The organism is Nonomuraea sp. NPDC049709 (genome assembly GCF_040674815.1).
GTDB lineage: Bacteria > Actinomycetota > Actinomycetes > Streptosporangiales > Streptosporangiaceae > Nonomuraea.
The window spans coordinates 19,030-35,458 of record NZ_JBFANM010000042.1 but is presented as its reverse complement, the minus strand read 5'-3'; the positions used below and the strand labels follow the sequence as shown (position 1 = coordinate 35,458).

11 protein-coding genes are annotated in these 16,429 nt (G+C 73.3%); 9 read left to right on the top strand and 2 right to left on the bottom strand.

What is annotated here, in order from left to right:
• Positions 1-227: 227 nt before the first annotated feature.
• Positions 228-1,100 carry an RNA polymerase sigma factor SigJ gene (gene sigJ / locus AB0J69_RS35740; RefSeq protein ID WP_364126729.1) on the top strand — a complete coding sequence of 291 codons (873 nt, stop codon included), beginning with the start codon at positions 228-230 and terminating at the stop codon, positions 1,098-1,100.
• A gap of 68 nt (positions 1,101-1,168) precedes the next feature.
• A complete protein-coding gene (locus AB0J69_RS35735) occupies positions 1,169-2,323 on the top strand; it encodes an FAD-dependent oxidoreductase (protein WP_364126726.1) in 1,155 nt (384 codons plus the stop codon).
• Between the two features lie 91 nt (positions 2,324-2,414).
• On the opposite strand, the gene AB0J69_RS35730 is transcribed toward AB0J69_RS35735, so the two are convergent.
• A complete protein-coding gene (locus AB0J69_RS35730; protein WP_364126723.1) occupies positions 2,415-5,576 on the bottom strand; it encodes an amidohydrolase family protein in 3,162 nt (1,053 codons plus the stop codon).
• Positions 5,577-5,912: 336 nt separating this feature from the next.
• Here AB0J69_RS35730 and AB0J69_RS35725 point away from each other — a divergent pair, with 336 nt between their 5' ends.
• Complete coding sequence (locus AB0J69_RS35725; protein WP_364126721.1) at positions 5,913-6,566, top strand: hypothetical protein; 654 nt, start codon at positions 5,913-5,915, stop codon at positions 6,564-6,566.
• A 278-nt stretch (positions 6,567-6,844) separates the two neighbouring features.
• The gene (locus AB0J69_RS35720; RefSeq protein ID WP_364126719.1) at positions 6,845-8,491 is read left to right on the top strand and encodes an FAD-binding protein; all 1,647 of its coding nucleotides are present in this window, start codon (positions 6,845-6,847) and stop codon (positions 8,489-8,491) included.
• 103 nt (positions 8,492-8,594) lie between these two features.
• On the opposite strand, the gene hutC is transcribed toward AB0J69_RS35720, so the two are convergent.
• Positions 8,595-9,356 (bottom strand): histidine utilization repressor, encoded by a 762-nt coding sequence (hutC, locus tag AB0J69_RS35715; RefSeq protein ID WP_364126717.1) that lies wholly within the window; start codon positions 9,354-9,356, stop codon positions 8,595-8,597.
• 168 nt (positions 9,357-9,524) lie between these two features.
• Here hutC and AB0J69_RS35710 point away from each other — a divergent pair, with 168 nt between their 5' ends.
• The 5 genes from AB0J69_RS35710 to hutI are packed head-to-tail and all read left to right on the top strand — an operon-like array spanning position 9,525 to position 16,398.
• Positions 9,525-10,952 carry a cytosine permease gene (locus AB0J69_RS35710; protein ID WP_364126714.1) on the top strand — a complete coding sequence of 476 codons (1,428 nt, stop codon included), beginning with the start codon at positions 9,525-9,527 and terminating at the stop codon, positions 10,950-10,952.
• A 19-nt stretch (positions 10,953-10,971) separates the two neighbouring features.
• Complete coding sequence (gene hutU, locus AB0J69_RS35705) at positions 10,972-12,627, top strand: urocanate hydratase (protein WP_364126711.1); 1,656 nt, start codon at positions 10,972-10,974, stop codon at positions 12,625-12,627.
• Complete coding sequence (locus tag AB0J69_RS35700) at positions 12,627-13,850, top strand: allantoate amidohydrolase (RefSeq protein WP_364126708.1); 1,224 nt, start codon at positions 12,627-12,629, stop codon at positions 13,848-13,850. Before hutU ends, AB0J69_RS35700 begins: the two co-directional genes overlap by 1 nt.
• Positions 13,841-15,187 carry a formimidoylglutamate deiminase gene (locus AB0J69_RS35695; RefSeq protein WP_364126706.1) on the top strand — a complete coding sequence of 449 codons (1,347 nt, stop codon included), beginning with the start codon at positions 13,841-13,843 and terminating at the stop codon, positions 15,185-15,187. Before AB0J69_RS35700 ends, AB0J69_RS35695 begins: the two co-directional genes overlap by 10 nt.
• On the top strand, positions 15,184-16,398 hold the full coding sequence (gene hutI / locus AB0J69_RS35690) for an imidazolonepropionase (protein WP_364126703.1): 1,215 nt from the start codon (positions 15,184-15,186) through the stop codon (positions 16,396-16,398). Before AB0J69_RS35695 ends, hutI begins: the two co-directional genes overlap by 4 nt.
• Positions 16,399-16,429 lie beyond the last annotated feature (31 nt).

The window sequence follows — 16,429 nt, the reverse complement described above, 5'->3', positions numbered from 1 at the left end:
AGCAGGATGACGGAAACTTAGCGATTTGTCAGCGCGCTCACCGGACGCATTTCTCCATCAACCCTTCGCAAATCCGACATTTATTGCTATTTGCGCGTCAGCGAAGTAGCCCCGGCGGACGACGGTGGGCTCGGCGTCCTGCGCGAGGGCCGGTTCGGCCGGGTCGCGCATGGTTTGCCTAGGATCGGAGGTCGATTTGCCGGATCCGGAGGGGCAGGGGGCCGAGGGTGGAGCTGACCGGCACGCTGGCGGAGGCCGACTGGGAGTCGCATCGCTCCGCGGTCTTCGGGGCGGCCTACCGGATCCTCGGCACCGTGGCCGAGGCCGAGGACGTGACGCAGGAGGTCTGGTTGCGCGCCGCCGCCGCCGACCTGTCCGAGGTGCGGGATCTGCGGGCCTGGCTGGTGACGCTGGCCGCCCGGACGTCGTACAACGTGCTGAAGTCGGCGCGCGTGCGGCGCGAGTCCTATGTCGGGCCCTGGCTGCCCGAACCCCTGCTGACCGGGCCCGACGCCGCCACCCAGGTGCTCATGGACGAGTCCGTGGGCACCGCGATGCTGGTGGTCATGGAGACGCTCTCCCCCGCCGAACGCGTCGCGCTGGTGCTGCACGACGTCTTCGACTTCCCGTTCGACCGGATCGCCGAGGTGCTCGGCGGCACGCCCGCCGCCGGCCGCAAGCTCGCCTCCCGCGCGCGGGCGCGGGTCGCCGCGGTCAAGGAGCAGCCCCGGGCGTCCAGGGCCGAGACGGAACGGGTGCTCAGGGCGTTCAAGGCGGCCGCCGTCGCGGGCGACATCGCCGGGCTCGTCGAGCTGCTCGACCCCGAGGCCGTCTACGTCGCCGACGGCGGCGGCAAGGTGACCGCGGCCCGCAAGCCGGTCCAGGGGGCCGAGCGGATCGCCCTGCTGGCGGTCAGGCAGATCGAGCTCAGGCGGCCCGACGCGTTCCGGGTCATCGAGGTGAACGGGCGCCCGGCCCTGGCGACCTACCGCGGCGGCCGTCTGGTCTGGCTCGACACCGTGGAGATCGCCGACGGGCGGATCACGGCGTTCAGGAGGCTGGCCAATCCCGAGAAGTTCGCCCACCTCGGTCACATCTGAAGCCTCCTTGTTGTCTCCCTGCCGACCCGCCCCCGACCGCCGGGGGCGGGCTGAGAGAGGACGGGACAGTGGCACACGTTGTGATCATCGGAGGCGGTTTCGCGGGCGTGTGGAGCGCGGCCGGAGCGGCGCTGGCATGCGGGGACGCGGACCTGCGCATCACGCTCATCGCGCCGAACACCCACCTGGTGCTCCGGCCGCGCCTGTACGAGCCGGAACCTGACCTGGCCAAGGTGCAGCTCAGCCGGATCCTCGAGCCGATCGGCGTCGAGCACCTGCGGGCATCGGTGAGCACGATCGACACCGGCCGCCGCGTGGTGGTGGCCGACGGCCGGGAGATCGGCTACGACCGCCTGGTGCTGGCGGCGGGCAGCAGGCTCCTCCGGCCCCAGGGCCTGCCCGGCGCCGATCGGCTCTTCGACATCGACACCCTGGACGGAGCCCGGCGGCTCACCGACCACCTGCGCGACCGCGAGGGATATTCCGCCGTGGTCGTCGGCGCCGGGTTCGTCGGCTTGGAGGCCGCGACCGAACTGGCCGCGCGGGGCCGGGTGCTGCTGGTGGACCGGTCGGAGGTGGTCGGCAACCCGCTCGGCCCGGGCCCGCGCGGGGAGATCGAGGCGGCGCTGGACCGGCTGGGCGTCGAACGCCGCCTCGCGACGACGGTGACCGAGGTCGGGGACGGATACGCCGTCCTCTCCGACGGCACCAAGGTGGAGGCGGACGCGGTGGTCTGGTCCGTGGGGCTCAGGGCCAGCGAGCTCACCCGGCACATCTCCGGCGAGCTCGACCACCTCGGCCGGGTGCCGGTGGACCAGCGGCTGCGCGCCCTTCCCGAGGTGTTCGCCGCCGGGGACACGGCCGCGGCGGCGTTCGACGCCGAGCACACGGTCATGCAGGCCTGCCAGCACGCCACCCCGCTCGGCAAGGTCGCCGGGTACAACGCGGCGGCCGACCTGCTCGGCGTGCCGCTGCGCGACTTCACCCCCGGCCCGTACGTCACCTGCCTGGACCTGGGCGGCGCGGGTGCGATCTTCACCCGGGGCTGGGACCGCAGGGTGATGGCCTCGGGCGCCGAGGGCAAGGAGGTCAAGAAGCGGATCAACCAGCAGATCCACCCGCCGGTCGACGACGCCTCGAAGATCCTCGCCGCCGCCGACCGCGTCCGCATCGAGCTGCCCTTCTTCCCCCGCGACGAGGAAAGGGGAGCTCCCGCCGCATAGACCGGAAAGACCGCTCCCGCCGCATGGACCCGCGCCACGACGCGGCGGCCCACCGGGCCGCCGCGTCGCCCGGCTCCCGCCGTGGCGCCTTTCAGTGGTCGTGGCAGCAGGAAATGCGGGCTCTCACCAGCTCGTCCGGGTTGTTCCACCAATGGCCCGCGGTGCTCGGGTGGACGGGGACACGGGCCTTGACCCTGCCGGAAGGGGCGGGGGCGGGCTGGTCGGTGGTGGTGGCGGACGGGTACGGCGCGAGGAGCTGCTCGACGGTGTGGTGCCTCCCGCCGACGACGACGGCGGTGACGTTCGCGGCATCCTCGATGCGGGACAGCGGATCGCCGTCGACGATGGCCAGGTCGGCGTACATGCCCCTGGCGATCCTGCCCAGCGGCTGGCCGAGGTAGGTGCCGGTCGTGCTGGTGGCGGCGGTGAGCGCCTCCAGCGGGGTCAGGCCGTACCTGACCATGGCGCGCAGGTTCATGTGCAGGCTGACCCCGAGGTGATCGATGGGTGCGTCGGTGCCGACGGTGACGACGCCGCCGCCGCGGATCATCGCCGCCAGCTGCGCGACCTGGTTGGCCAGGTTCGTGAGGGTCACCTTGATCACCGCCGGGTCGGCGTTCTGCGCCGAGGTGACCGTTGCCCTCAGTTGCGCCATCCGCCAGTTCGGGTAGAGCCGGCGGACCCGTTCGTCGCCGGCCAGCGAGGCGTCGTCCCGGTAGAGGGCGGTGGAGTTGAACAGGGTGGGGGTTCTGGCCATCTTCGAGGCGTTGAACATGGCGATGACGTCCGAATAGGCGGAGCCGACGTTCGTGACGGTGCGTGAATACCCGAACCGGCTGGTGGCGCCGATGTGCTCGGTCTGGTCGCCGCCCATGGCGATCGCCGGGTAATGGTAGTGCGAGCTGACCGGTTTGCCGTGGCGGTGGGCCCAGTCGATGACCTCCTTGTGCCAGGCGACCGGCAGCCGTACGTAGCACTTCATCAGGTCGTAGTCGAGGCCGGCGGCCCGCTCGAGCTCCAGCCGCAGCTGGTCGTGGGAGAACGTCGGCCGCATGAAGTTGTAGTAGACGCGCGCCCCGTCGATGGCCTCGCCGGTGCCCAGGTAACGCGGTGCGAGCCGGGCGCCGGACTGCACCGACTCGCGTTCCTCGACCATGTGGTACGCGGGCGAGCCGGGCGAGCGGGTCGTGGTGACGCCGAGGGCGAGCCACAGCGGGCCCTGACGCGAGCCGTAGGCGTAGCCCTGCATCTCCCGGTGATGGTGGATGTCGATCAGGCCGGGCATGACGAATCTGTCGCGGGCGTCGACCAGGGTGCCGCGCCGGCCTTCCCGGTGCGGCTCGACCGCGGCGATGCGCTGGCCTCGTACGATGATGTCGACGTCACGGGCGACGGTCGCGGAGACGCCGTCCCACATGCGCCCGGCGTGGATCACGACCTGGTCGGGGCCGGTGTCGTTGCGCCAGGTCAGCCGGATCGGGATGGAGCGGGCGGACCCGCCGCCGACGCGTACGCTGCGCAGCCGCCCGCCGCTCAGATAGACCAGGGAGTCGCCCGCCCAGGCCGGGGCGTCGGACACCTCCCGGGTGACCTGACGGGCACGCCCGGTGGGCCGCCCGGCCCGGTCGACCGGCAGGACCCACAGGAGCGACTCCATGGCGAAGGCGAGCATGGTGCCGTCCGGCGACCAGACAGGCCCGTCGTCACCACGGGTCTGCAAGGACCGGTGCGGCGCAGGGTCGACGTACGTGCCGGCGCCGGTGGCCCGGTCGACGAGCAGGATCTTGGACAGCCCCTCGCGGTAGCGGCGCGAGTACGGCACGACCGCCGCCAGCGCGATCGTCCTGCCGTCGGGTGACCACGTCGGCCTGCCCGGTTCGAAGGTCGCGTCGAAGACTTTCTGCAGGTCGCCGGTGGCGACGTCCAGCACCCACAGAGCGCCGTCCTGGTCCAGGTAGGCGATCTCCGTCCCGTCAGGCGACCACCGGACCGACAGGGCGGCGGAGTCGGTCAGGTGGGTCAGCTGCCGGTCGGTGCCCGTGCCCAGGTCACGGACCCAGATGTTCAGGGTGCCGGTGCGGTCGGTGACGAAAGCCAGCTGCCGCCCGTCCGGGGAGAAGTCCGGGTCGGCCTTCCACCACCGGTCACGGAACAGCGGCCGAGGGGTGTCGCCGATGCGCATCAGGTAGATGTCGTTGAGCGCGCGGAACGCGACGGTGGACCCGTCCGGCGACACGACCGGGCTGCCGATCCCGACGACGGGGAACGACCCGGGCGCGTCGAACACGCGGACCTTCTTCTCGTACTTCGGCGTCGTCGTGGTCAGGGCGGCCGTGAAACCGACGATGCCGGCGGAGGCGGAGCCGAGGCGGCGGGTCCGGATGGTGCCGGCGGAGGTGTAGAAGTAGCGCCCGTCAGGCGCGAACCGGGCCCGGAACGGGAAGACCTCCTCGCCGGTGACGAGGGTGCCCGCGGTGCCGGCCAGATCGTTCATGCCCGCGTGGAAGAGGTGGTAGGCGAGGTCTGTCCCGTTCGGCAGCCAGGCCGGCTGGTGGATGACCTGGCCGGCGGGGACCGTGACCGCGGCGCCGCGCGCACCGGTGGCGACGTCGATGACGTCGATCCTGGTATCGGCGACGACGAAGGCGACCTTGGTGCCGTCGGGTGACCAGGCCGGCTCGTACTCCTCGCTGGAGGTGTCCGCCAGGACGCGGGTCGCTCCGGTGGCGACGTCGAGCAGGTGGATCCCGTAGCTGCCGCCGGCGTCGGACGAGTAGGCGATGGTGCGCCCGTCGGGGCTGTACCGGGGCTCGCGGTGATCGTACGGGCCGGTGGTGAGCTGCTTGATCGCGGACCCGTCGGGGCGGATCGTCCACAGGTTGAAGACGCCGTCGCGGTACGACTGGAACACGATGGTGGACCCGTCCGGGGACCAGTCGGGCTGGGCGATGTCGTACAGGTCGCTGGTGAGCCGGCGGGCGGTGCCACCGGAGGCGGAGCAGACCCACAGGACGCCGAGCAGGTCGAGGGCCAGCCGGCGGCCGTCGGGGGAGGGCGCGACGGCGAAGCCGGTGCCGGACGTGACGGCCGCCCGGCGGCTGCCGCCCGCTGCGCGGGCCGCTGTGCCGGCCCGCGCAGGTGACGCGGTGACCGGGGTGATCGCGGCGGCGAGGGCGGCACCGGCGCCGCCCGTCAGGACGGCGCGGCGGGAGATCGGTGCGAATGCGTCAGGAGGAATCGGGGGGCGCGACATCGGGGATTTCCCTCCACTGGTTCACGCTTCGGCCTGGAAGATCATCCGGAGGGGCCACCGTGACGGACCGGGTGCGGGCCGGGCGCATGGCCTCTCGCCTGTGCTGCGCGCATGCCGCGAGGGTGCCGCGGGATGTCGTCGCGGACTCGGATCCGGGCCGAACACGATCAACAGGAGATCGCGCCCTGACGCGGATCTTCGCATAGGGCGTTAATACGTTGGTCAAGATGATTGGTCAAGGGGCCAGGAGCCGGTGCGGCGCAGGAGGCAGCCGACCGGTGCTGCCCCTTCCCGCCGGCCCTTGACAGGAGCGGCACGCGCGGGGAGAGAGGACACATGAAGGACGACGACCCCGCAGCACTCATGACCGCGCTCACCACCGAACATTTCGTCCTGCAAACCGCCGCCTCCACCGCCACCAGCGAGGAATCCTCGCGGGCCACGCTCTACGTGATGGCCCTGTCCAGCTCGCTGGTCGCGATGGGCTTCACCGCCCAGACCAGCGCCTTCACCCCCCTGGCCGCCACCGTCCTGCCCGTCGTGTTCGTCCTCGGGCTGTTCACCACTGTCCGCCTCGTCGACACCGGCCTGCAGAACATGCACCTGCGCAGCGCCATCGCCCGCATCCGCGCCTACTACCGCGGGCTCAGCCCGCAGGCGCCGCGCTACATCCTCATGTGGGACGACCAGGCCGACGAGGCCGCCGAAGCGATGGCCGACCTCGTCCCGGTGCCGCGACACGACAGGCTCGTCGGCCTGTTCACCATCGCCAGCATGGTCGCGGCCATCAACAGCGTCGTCGCCGGCACCGGCACCGCCCTGCTCGTCTCGGTGCTCGGGGGCGCCGTCCCGCTCGCCGTCGCGCTCGGCCTCGGCGCGGCCGCGCTCCACTTCGGCCTGTTCTACGCCTACCAGCGCCGCCGTTACCGCATCCGCCTGGAACGCTGGAACCACCTCACCCGTCCCCGGGAACCGGACACGACCGGATGAGTCCGCGCCGGCACGGGGTCGTGATCGCGGCCTGCCCCGGCTGCCCGAGGGGGTGCCGTGGCCCCGGGCCGGCATCGGCATCCGCCGCGACCGGCTCGCCGCCCGCGACTTCGGCCAGATCTTCCCCTACGTCCAAGGCCGCTGACTCACCGGGCTCCGGTCAGCGGTGTACCTAGGTCCACCCCTGCCGTACGGCTGCCTGCATTGTCCCGCCATACCCCCACTTCTAGCGTCGTGGGTGCATGTTTTGGACGCACACTAGGGGATCGAGGATCAGCATGAGCGAGATCACACGTCGCGGGCTCCTCGGCCGGGCGGCGGCGGTCGGCGGGGCGACCGTGGCGTCCGTGGCGTCCGGGCTCACGCCGGCGGCGGGCACCGCGTGGGCCGCGCCGGCCCACGCGGGCGCCCCGGAGTTCGGCCCGGTGATCGTACGACGCGGTGATCCCCGTTACGAGGACCTGGCGGTACGCCGGACGAACCAGCGCTTCCGCGCCGAGCCCGACTACTTCTGCGTCCCCGGCTCCACGGAGCAGGTCGTGGCCGCCGTCAACGAGGCGGTCCGCGCAGGCCGGCGGGTCACCGTGCGGAGCGGCGGCCACTGCTACGAGAACTTCGTGGGCGACGGCGCGCAGGTGGTGATCGACCTGTGCGAGCTGTCGGAGGTGTACTACGACGAACGGCGCCGCGCGTTCGCCATCGAGGCCGGGGCCACGCTCATGCAGGCCTACCGCACGCTCTACTTCGGCTGGGGCGTCACCATTCCCGGCGGCCAGTGCGGGGGCGTGGCCGCCGGGGGCCACATCGCGGGCGGCGGGTACGGGCCGCTGTCCCGGCGCGACGGGCTCACCGTCGACTACCTGGACGCGGTCGAGGTCGTGGTGGTCGACCGTACCGGCCGGGCCCGCACGGTGGTCGCGACCAGGAACCCGGCCGACCCGAACCACGACCTGTGGTGGGCGCACACCGGTGGCGGCGGCGGGAACTTCGGCATCGTGACCCGCTACTGGCTGCGCGACCCCGGCGCCCGCGGCGACGACCCGGCCGAGCTGCTCCCCCGGCCGCCCGCGACCGTCCTGTCGGGCGTGGCCATCTGGTCCTGGAACGGCATGACCAAGGAGTCGTTCCGCCGGCTGCTGGGCAACTACGCCGGGTGGCACGAGCGCAACAGCTCCCCGGACAGCCCGCATGCCTCCCTGTGGGGCTCCCTGCTGGTGCCCGGCCGCCAGACCGGCGCCGACCCGGGCGGGATCATCCTGCCCGCGCAGATCGACGCGGACGTGCCCGGCGCCGAGCGGCTCCTGCGCGAGCACTTCGCCGCCGTGGCCGAGGGGGTCACGCCCGAGGTGTTCGTGCCGCCGCTGGAACGTGACCCGTGGTTCCAGGCCGTTCGTACGCTGTCGCTGAGCGCGGAGTCGGAGAGCGGCCGGTACAAGGGCAAGTCGGCCTACCTGCGCAAGGCGTTGACCGACGAGCAGGCGGACGTGGCGTACGAGGCTCTGACCACCGGCGGGGAGATCTCCTCGACCGGCCTGCTCTGGCTCCTGTCGTACGGGGGGCAGGTGAACCGGATCCGGCCGGAGGCGACCGCGACCGTGGAGCGCCAGTCCGTGCTCAAGATGATCCACCTGGTGAGCTGGCCGGAGGAGCAGGACGGAGCGGCGCACCTGGAGTGGGTACGGCGGCTGCACCAGCGGACGTTCGCGGCCACGGGCGGGGTGCCGGTGCCGGGCGGCAACTGCGGCGGCGCGTACGTCAACTACCCGGACACCGACCACGCCGACCCGCGGTGGAACACCTCCGGCGTGCCCTGGTCGACGATCTACTACGGGGCGAACTACGCGCGGCTGCAGCGGGTGAAGGCGCGCTGGGACCCGCGGGACGTCTTCCGTCACGCGCTGTCGGTGCGCGCCCAGGGTTCCTGACAGCGCCGGGCCTCCCGCCCGCCTCCGCGGCACCCGCGCCGCGGGGGCGGGCGGCTCGTGTGCCACGGCCTCCGCACCGCCAACGGGCGCCGGTGGCGAGCGCTCAGTCGGCGCCGAAGGAGCCTTCGAGCCGGTGGCGGGAGCCCGGGTGGAGGAGGCGGGCGGAGCTCACAAGGACGTCGTAGGACCAGGTGCGGCGGCGGACGAGCAGGCACGGCTCGTGGCGGGCGATGCGCAGCAGGCGGCGCTCGGTGGAGTCGGCCAGCACCGCCTCGACGATGTGCTCGCCGCGGGTGAGCGGGGCCACCTCGTTCAGGTAGGCGTGCGGGGTCTGCCGGGTGAAGTCGCGCTCCAGGTAGTGGGGGACGGCGGCGGGGTTGACCAGGCGATCCTCGAGCTGGATGGGCGTGTCGTCCTCGAAGTGCACGATGAGCGAGCGGAACACGGTCGGCCCCGCCACGGCGCGCAGCTCCGGGTCGGCCACCTCGGAGGACTCCTCGCGCACGTGGACGACCTCGGTGCGGTGCCGGTGCCCGTGCCGGCGCACGTCGTCGGCGATGTTCCTGACCTGCAGCAGCGCGGAGGCGGCCTTGGGAGTGGCGACGAAGGTGCCCACCCCGGCCCGCCGCACGATGAGGCCCTCGTGGGTCAGCTCGCGCAGCGCCCGGTTGATCGTCATGCGGGACAGGCCGAGCGCGCTGACGAGCTGGTGCTCCGACGGGAGCTGCTGGCCGTCCGACCACCGCCCGGACCGCACGCCGGCCGCGATGAGGTTCTTGACCCGTTCGTACGCCGGCGCCGAGGCGGGGCCGACCTGCTGGAACTGGGCGGCGAGTTCGGACTCGACCACCGTGATGGGCACCATGGCCTGGCGATCCTCGGGGTAGGGGGACGGCGGGGCGGAGGAGGTCTCCGGGGCCCGATGGCCCGAAGTTTATCTTCCCCTCAGGGTAGCGAGCTGTATATACAGGACTGTACATTTCCTCCAACCCCTGATCCCCCAGGGCGCATGACGCGCGAGAGGCGGACCGCCATGAATCACGACCAACCCCCGGGCGCGGGCCCCGCCGTGGAGCGCCGGACGATCGACGTGATCCCCGACGCCGAGCGGCACGGCACGCCGCGCAGCCAGTTCACCCTCTGGTTCGGTGCCAACATGCAGATCACGGCGATCGTGGACGGCGCGCTCGCCGTCGTCTTCGGCGCCGACGCCCTCTGGGCGATCGTCGCCCTGCTCATCGGCAACGTCCTGGGCGGCGTCGTGATGGCGCTGCACTCCGCCCAGGGCCCGCGGCTCGGCCTGCCCCAGATGATCTCCAGCCGGGCGCAGTTCGGCGTGCTCGGCGCGGTCGTGCCGCTCGTGCTGGTCGTGCTGATGTACCTGGGCTTCGCCGCGACCGGCAGCGTGCTGGCCGGCCAGGCGCTCGGCCGGATCCTCGACGTGCCCGCGACCGCCGGCATCCTGATCTTCGGCGCGCTGACGGCGATCGTCGCGGTGACCGGCTACCGGCTCATCCACACCGTCGGCAGGATCGCGACCGTGGTGGGCGTGTGCGGCCTGGGCTACCTGCTGATCGCCGTGTTCACCACGTACGACGTGGGGTCGGTCGTCGGCGTCAAGCCGTTCGAGGCGCCGACGTTCCTGCTGGCCGTGGGGCTCGGCGCGGCCTGGCAGCTCACGTTCGGCCCCTACGTCGCCGACTACTCGCGCTACCTGCCCCGCCGGACCAGCGAGCGCGCCACGTTCTGGAGCACGTTCGCGGGCAGCGTGATCGGCTCGCAGTGGGCGATGACGCTGGGCGCGCTGATCGCGGCCGTCTCCGGCGGCGCGTTCGTCGGCGACCAGGTCGGGTTCGTCGGCGAGCTGGCCGGCCCCGCGGCCGTCGCGCTGCTGATCTACATCGTGATCGTGGTCGGCAAGCTGACCGTCAACACGCTCAACGCCTACGGTGGGTTCATGTGCCTGCTGACGACCGTGACGGCGTTCAACGGCCGGACGCGGATCTCGCCGGTGGCCCGCGCCCTCTACATCGTCGGCTTCACGGCCGTGTCGGTCGCCGTGGCGATCATGGCCAGCGCCGACTTCCTGAACAACTTCAAGAACTTCGTGCTCGTGCTGCTCATGGTGTTCACACCGTGGAGCGCCATCAACCTCACCGACTACTACCGGATCTCCAAGGAGCGGGTGGACATCCCCGCCCTGTACGACCCGGCCGGCCGATACGGCCGCTGGAACGTGCCCGCGCTGACCTGCTACGCCTTCGGCGTGCTGATCCAGATCCCGTTCCTGGCCCAGAAGCTCTACACAGGCCCGATCACCGAGTTGCTCGGCGGCGCGGACATCTCCTGGATCGTCGGCCTGCTGGCGACCGCCGCCCTCTACTACCCCTGGGCCAGGCGCACCTCCAACCCGCCCGCCGAGATGATCTACCCCTCCGCCGAGCCCGCCCCGATCCGCTGACCGAAAGGAAACCGACACGATGGAAGGCGCACGCCCGGTCCGGGCCGCCCGCGGCACCGAGCTGACGACCCTGGGCTGGCAGCAGGAGGCCGCGCTGCGGATGCTGCAGAACAACCTCGACCCCGAGGTGGCCGAGCATCCCGACAAGCTGGTGGTCTACGGCGGTACGGGGCGCGCCGCCCGCGACTGGCGCTCCTTCGACGCGATCGAGCGGACGCTGCGCACGCTGAAGGCCGACGAGACGATGCTCGTCCAGTCGGGCCGGCCGGTCGGCGTCATGACCACCCACGAGTGGGCGCCGCGCGTGCTGATCGCCAACTCCAACCTGGTCGGCGACTGGGCCAACTGGGAGGAGTTCCGGCGGCTGGAGGCGGCCGGGCTCACCATGTACGGCCAGATGACGGCCGGTTCGTGGATCTACATCGGCACGCAGGGCATCCTGCAGGGCACGTACGAGACGTTCGCCGCGGTCGCGGCCAAGAAGTTCGGCGGCTCGCTGGCCGGGACGATCACGCTCACCGCCGGGCTCGGCGGCATGGGCGGCGCCCAGCCGCTGGCGGTCACCATGAACGGCGGCGTCGCGATCTGCGTCGAGTGCGACCCGTCCCGCATCCAGCGCCGCCTCGACCACGGCTACCTCGACGTGCGCGCCGACGACCTGGGACACGCGCTGCGGCTGGCGGCCGAGGCCAGGGACGCCCGGCGCCCGCTGTCGATCGGCCTGCTCGGCAACGCCGCCGAGGTGCTGCCGAGCATGCTCGCCGCGGGCGCCCCGATCGACGTCGTGACCGACCAGACCAGCGCGCACGACCCGCTGGCTTACCTGCCGCTCGGCGTGGCGTTCGAGGACATGTCCGCCGAGCGCGACAAGGACCCGGCCGGCTTCACCGAGCGGGCGCGGGCGTCGATGGCCCGGCACGTCGAGGCCATGGTCGGGTTCATGGACGCCGGGGCCGAAGTGTTCGACTACGGCAACTCCATCCGCGGCGAGGCCAAGCTGGCCGGCTACGGGCGCGCCTTCGACTTCCCCGGGTTCGTACCGGCCTACATCAGGCCGCTGTTCTGCGAGGGCAAGGGCCCGTTCCGGTGGGCCGCGCTGAGCGGCGACCCGGCCGACATCGCCGCCACCGACCGCGCGATCCTGGAGCTGTTCCCGGACAACGAGCCGCTGGCCCGCTGGATCCGCCTGGCCGGCGAGAAGGTGCACTTCCAGGGCCTGCCCGCGCGGATCTGCTGGCTGGGGTACGGCGAGCGCGACCGGGCCGGCGAGCGGTTCAACGACATGGTCGCCGGCGGCGAGCTGCGCGCCCCGATCGTCATCGGCCGCGACCACCTGGACTGCGGGTCGGTGGCCTCGCCGTACCGCGAGACCGAGGGCATGCTCGACGGCTCCGACGCGATCGCCGACTGGCCGCTGCTCAACGCGATGGTCAACGTGGCCTCCGGCGCCTCCTGGGTGTCGATCCACCACGGCGGCGGGGTCGGCATCGGGCGCTCCATCCACGCCGGCCAGGTGACCGTGGCCGACGGCACCGCGCTGGCCGGGGAGAAGATCCGCCGCGTGCTCACCAACGACCCCGGCATGGGCGTCATCCGGCACGTGGACGCGGGGTACGAACGCGCCGAGCAGGTCGCCCTCGACAGCGGCGTGCGCGTGCCGATGAAGGAGTCCTGATGCCGCCGTCGTTCCAGGAGATGTGGGCGGAGCTGCTGCCGGTCGGGCGGCACTCCGGCTCCGGCGGCTACCGGCGCTTCGCCTGGACCGCGGCGGACGCCGAGTGCCGGGACTGGTTCCGCGAGCAGGCGGCGGCGCGCGGCCTGCTCTGCGAGGTCGACCGCAACGGCAACCAGTGGGCCTGGCTCGGCGACCCGGCGGCGGGCGACGCGGTCGTGACGGGATCGCACCTGGACTCGGTGCCGGATGGCGGGGCGTTCGACGGGCCGCTCGGTGTCGTGTCGGCGTTCGCCGCGCTCGACGAGCTGCGGGCGCGCGGCGCGCGGCCCTCCCGCCCGATCGCGGTCGTGAACTTCGGCGACGAGGAGGGCGCGCGCTTCGGGCTCGCCTGCGCCGGCTCGCGGCTGAGCGCCGGTGAGCTCACCCCGGAGCGGGCCGCCGGGCTGCGGGACGCGGACGGGATCTCCCTGCCGCAGGCGATGGAGCGGGCCGGTCACGACCCCGAGGCGATCGGCGCGGACGACGAACGGCTCGCCCGCGTCGGGATCTTCGTCGAGCTGCACGTCGAGCAGGGGCGCCACCTCGCGGACACGGCCTCCCCGGTGGGCGTGGCCTCGTCGATCTGGCCGCACGGGCGCTGGCGGTTCGACTTCCGCGGCGAGGCCGACCACGCCGGCACCACCCGGATGGAGGACCGGCGCGACCCGATGCCCGCCTACGCCGCCACCGTCCTGGCCGCGCGGGAGCGGGCCGCCGCTGCGGGCGCGCGGGTCACGTTCGGCAAGCTGAGCGTGGCACCGAACGGCGTCAACGCGATCCCGAGCCTGGTGCGGGCCTGGCTGGACGCCCGCGCCGCCGATCAGGACGCGCTCGGCCTGGTCGTCGACGGGATCGAGAGCGCCGCCCGCGAGCACGCCGCCCGCGAAGGGGTGGAGGTGACGCTCGCCCGCGAGTCCTTCACCCCGGTGGTGGACTTCGCGCCCGCGCTGCGCGACGAGCTGGTCCGGCTGCTGGCCGCGCGCCGGCCGTACGAGGTGCCCGTGCTGCCGACGGGCGCCGGGCACGACGCGGGCATCCTGGCCGCGAAGGTGCCCACGGCCATGCTGTTCGTCCGCAACCCCACCGGCGTGTCCCACTCCCCCGCCGAACACGCCCGCGAGGACGACTGCCTGGCGGGCGTCGAGGCGCTCACCGACGTGCTGGAGGGCCTGGCATGCCGGTGACGCCCGTCACCTACCACGCCGAGCACGCCTGGACCGGCGGGACGGTCGCCTCCGGAGTCGTGATCGAGATCGCCGGGGAGCGGATCACCTCCGTCCGGACGGGGGTCGCCGTGCCGCCGCCCGGGGCGGTGGTGCTGCGCGGGCTGACCCTCCCGGGGCTGGCCAACGCGCACTCGCACGCCTTCCACCGCGCGCTGCGCGGCATCGCGCAGCGCGGTTCCGGCACGTTCTGGACCTGGCGTGACAGCATGTACGACGTCGCCGGCCGGCTCGATCCCGACACCTACCTGGAGCTGGCGCGGGCGGTCTACGCCGAGATGGCGCTGGCCGGGATCACCTGCGTCGGCGAGTTCCACTACTTGCACCACGCGCCGGGCGGCACCCCGTACGCCGATCCGAACGCCATGGGCGAGGCGCTGATCGAGGCGGCCGCCCAGGCCGGGATCCGGATCACCCTGCTGGACGCGTGCTACCTCTCGTCCGGCTTCGGCGCGCCACCGGAGCGGCACCAGCTCCGCTTCACCGACGGCGACGCGGACGCCTGGGCGGTGCGGGCGTCGGCGCTGAAGGAGCGCGGGCACGCCCGGATCGGCGCGGCCATCCACTCGGTCCGCGCGGTGCCCGCCGGCCAGATCGCCGCCGTCGCGCGGTGGGCCGCCGACCGCGAGGCACCGCTCCACGTGCACCTGTCGGAGCAGCCCGCCGAGAACGAGGCCTGCCTGGCCGCCCACGGACGCACGCCCGCCCGGCTGCTGGCCGACCACGGCGCGCTCGGCCCGCGCACCTCCGCCGTACACGCCACCCACCTCACCGGCGAGGACATCGGCCTGCTGGGCAGCTCGGGCACCACGATCTGCATGTGCCCGACCACCGAACGGGACCTGGCGGACGGCATCGGCCCGGCGACCGACCTGGCCCGCGCCGGGTCGCCGATCAGCCTGGGCAGCGACAGCCACGCCGTGGTGGACCTGTTCGAGGAGGCGCGCGCCGTGGAGCTGGACGAGCGGCTGCGGACCCTGCGGCGCGGCCACTGGAGCGCCGCCGCGCTGCTGCGCGCCGCGACGGAGGACGGGCACGCCTCGCTCGGCTGGCCCGAGGCGGGCCGGATCGAGGCGGGCGCGCCGGCCGACCTGACCACGGTCGCGCTCGACTCGGTGCGCACGGCCGGCCCGCCCCCGTCCCTCGGCGCGGAGACCGCGGTGTTCGCCGCCACCGCCGCCGACGTGCGGCACGTCGTGGTGGGCGGGCGCTCGGTCGTCCGCGACGGCGTCCACCTCCTGGTACGGGACGTGCCCGGGGCACTCTCCCGGACGATCGCCCGCCTCACCCGTCCATGACCGCCTCCGGAAGAAGGATCCGCCCCGTGTCCGTCGCCATCACCGGCATCGGCAGCCTGCTCACCAACGACCCCGAGCTGGGCACGATCACCGACGCCGCCGTGGTCCTCGACGGCGGCCGGGTCGCCTGGGCCGGCCCGGCCTCCCGGGTCCCCGACGCCGACGAACGCGTGGACGCCGGCGGGCGGGCCGCGATCCCCGGCTTCGTGGACTCGCACGCGCATCTGGTGTTCGCCGGAGACCGCACCGCGGAGTTCGACGCCCGCATGTCGGGGTCGCCGTACACGGCGGGCGGCATCCGTACCACCGTGGCGGCCACCCGGGCGGCCTCCGACGCCGAGCTGGCGGCGAACGTCGCGCGCTACGTGGCCGAGGCGCTGCGCCAGGGCACCACGACGATCGAGTGCAAGTCCGGCTACGGGCTCACCGTCGAGGACGAGGCGCGGGCGCTGCGCATCGCGGCCGCGCACACCGACGAGGTCACCTACCTGGGCGCGCACGTGGTGCCCCCGGAGTACGCCACGGCGCCGGACGCGTACGTGGACCTGGTGACCGGGCCCATGCTCGACGCCTGCGCGCCGTACGCCCGGTGGGTGGACGTCTTCTGCGAGCGCGGGGCCTTCGACGGCGACCAGGCGCGCGCCGTGCTCACGGCGGGCGCGCGGGCGGGCCTGGCGCCCCGGGTGCACGCCAACCAGCTCGGCCCCGGACCCGGCGTGCGGCTGGCGGTGGAGCTGGGGGCCGCCTCCGCCGACCACTGCACGCACCTCGACGACGCCGACGTGGACGCCCTCGCGAGCGGCTCGACGGTGGCGACCCTGCTGCCCGGCGCCGAGTTCTCCACGCGGGCGCCGTACCCGGACGCGCGTCGCCTGCTGGACGCCGGCGTGACGGTGGCGCTGTCCACCGACTGCAACCCGGGGTCGAGCTTCACCAGCTCGATGCCGTTCTGCGTGGCGATCGCCGTACGCGAGATGGGCATGACCCCGGACGAGGCCGTGGTCGCGGCCACGCTGGGCGGAGCCAGGGCGCTGCGCCGCGACGACGTGGGCCGCCTGTCCCCCGGCGGACGCGCCGACCTGGTCCTCCTCGACGCGCCGAGCCACGTCCACCTGGCCTACCGCCCGGGCGTCCCCCTCGTGTCGGCGGTGTGGCGGCACGGGGTCCGCGAGGCGTCCGCGGTTCAGCCGTTCGATACCGGTAGGGCGTGACTGGTGTAAGGCCCTGGTGTGGGTGGGAACG